Annotated in this window: 1 pseudogene and 1 CRISPR repeat array; the pseudogene reads right to left on the bottom strand. The window is 39.2% G+C overall.

The window, feature by feature from the left end:
- The first annotated feature begins 358 nt into the window (after nucleotides 1-358).
- Nucleotides 359-971: direct repeats of the CRISPR family, unit length 36 nt; unit sequence TTTCCAATTATGCGCCTCCACATGGTTAGTGGAGAC.
- Between the two features lie 332 nt (nucleotides 972-1303).
- Nucleotides 1304-2359, bottom strand: a pseudogene (locus H6G41_RS34425) (hypothetical protein); the annotation flags it as partial.

Below are 2359 nucleotides of genomic sequence, written 5' to 3' on the forward strand. Positions count from 1 at the left end.
AGGCAAAACTCGCACTAGAAAATTTCGCCTCCATCACGGGATAAAATACATTTAATAGGGCTTGTTGAACAATGCGATCGCGTACTGTTGGTATTTTTAATACTCGTAAATTACCATTACGTTTAGGTATGATACAGCATATTTCAGGTAAATGAGGTACGCGCTTCGGGGCATGGCAGTGCCAATGCCCCTACAATCAACAATTATCTGTACCTCACCAAGTTGCAATTTGCTGTATTTTTATTATTGTTGGTGAAGATTAGAAAATCGTCTATTTGTGATGCGATTGACGATTTTTATGCAAAAGTCTCCATGTTGTTACTGGAGACTATACCACGATGGCTTATGGCGATCGCCGTTTCCAATTATGCGCCTCCACATGGTTAGTGGAGACTCGGGGGCTTTTTTGGTGAACGGTTACAGCGAACCCTTTCCAATTATGCGCCTCCACATGGTTAGTGGAGACAATCCTTGGTTGTAAGCTTCTGCGCATCTTCGATCTCTTTCCAATTATGCGCCTCCACATGGTTAGTGGAGACGGGAGGGGAACCAGCAGAACAACCACAAATGCAGTTTGTTTCCAATTATGCGCCTCCACATGGTTAGTGGAGACTGAATATGTCGGACAGATGCGAAAGTTACTTTTCGTTTCCAATTATGCGCCTCCACATGGTTAGTGGAGACCTTAAGAGCAAATAATTGTGTCTCTCAACTTTAGGAATTTTCCAATTATGCGCCTCCACATGGTTAGTGGAGACCCCAATCGACGCGATCGCGTACCCCCAGTACTGCTTTTCCAATTATGCGCCTCCACATGGTTAGTGGAGACCGTTGAGTTCGGTTACAAAACCTTGAATATCGCTTTTTCCAATTATGCGCCTCCACATGGTTAGTGGAGACCAGTTCACAGCCCTTTACCGCGAGGCGGTCACGTTTTTCCAATTATGCGCCTCCACATGGTTAGTGGAGACGACTGTTGGAGTCCAGAAGGCTTGATATACAAGACTTTCAAGACCAGTTTGCGCGGATAGAGTAAAAAAGTACAGTTTGCGCGATCGCTTGTCAAGTCCTCCTTGCATCAAAATTACCTCAAACACATTCCTGGTATAGATTACAGAGTTTGCGCGAACCTCATTTTTACCTAAAATACTCAAAAGCTATAGCTGATAAGCCTTTAGCGGTTATATAACAAGCGTTCGATAAATACACCTCCTGGTTCGCGCAGTTTAGGTAGTGTTGTTAGGTGATGTCGTTGGCGATCGAATCTCCATAAATCATAGAATAGCAAATTCAAATTATTTACTTAAACATTCAAATCGCTGAAAGCCTGTGACTCATAATCAATCAACGCTTGCTTTAAATCTTGATGTAATTGATACATCAGACTAGTCTTTTGTAAAGACGTAAAGCTCTGTTTAGCAACAAAATTTAAACAACTTAACACCTTATTCTTCCAAGCATCTTTATTTTTAGTATCCCAAGCCTCAAAAACTTCTTGCTCTTGCAAACCTAGTAATCTATGAAATAGAGGATTTCTGTTATTTCTCGCTTTACCCCAAACTACACTCATAATGTGAGTAGGATTTTGACATTCTGGTTTTGCTGTTTGTAATAACTGATAAAGTGATTCACTATAAAGACCAGTCTTACCTTGTCTTCTTAATTGGTCTTGTATATTAGGATAAAGGCGATTGAGATAATTTGGTAAATCTCTTGATATGCTACTTTTAATTTCTGGTGAGCCATCTGGTTTATATTGAATATGGTTTTTATACTCGTGTTCAGCCCATTTACAAATTAATCCTTCTACAGCGCGGAAACTATGAAATAATGCTTCGACAGTGTTACCTTGTTCCAAGCGTACCACAGCTAAATAAGCCGATTCATAGCCAGTCCACCACCAAGTTTTTAAACGTTCTTGGGCTGCTTCTCCTAAACCTTTGGCAAACTCATAAAAATTTGCAAAATTCCATTGAATAGCTATTTTAAGTAATTCTCTAAGTTTTTGTTCTTGTGGACTTGGAGAATCGAACCAGTAAGCTTTTAATAAACTTTCTACTCCTGAATAATCAAACCGTTCTAATAAAACTTTTGCTTCTTGGAGTTGAATACCCCGTAAATAATTAGAACTAGTAATTAAGCGGGTATTCTCTGGTTCATATTCATTTGATACTAAGAATTTCACCTTTTTACCAAATTTTGCCAAGCTGACAAATTGAATAGCAGATGAAATGGCAGGTGTACCAGCTTGATGACTAACGTATATATTATCAATGGGTTTAATATCTAAAGTCGATATTGATAATTCTTGTTGAACTAACTTGAGAGCTTGTTCCCAGTTATCTAAACCTTCATCTTT

The sequence above is a fragment of the Tolypothrix sp. FACHB-123 genome, from assembly GCF_014697075.1.
Lineage (GTDB): Bacteria > Cyanobacteriota > Cyanobacteriia > Cyanobacteriales > Nostocaceae > Aulosira.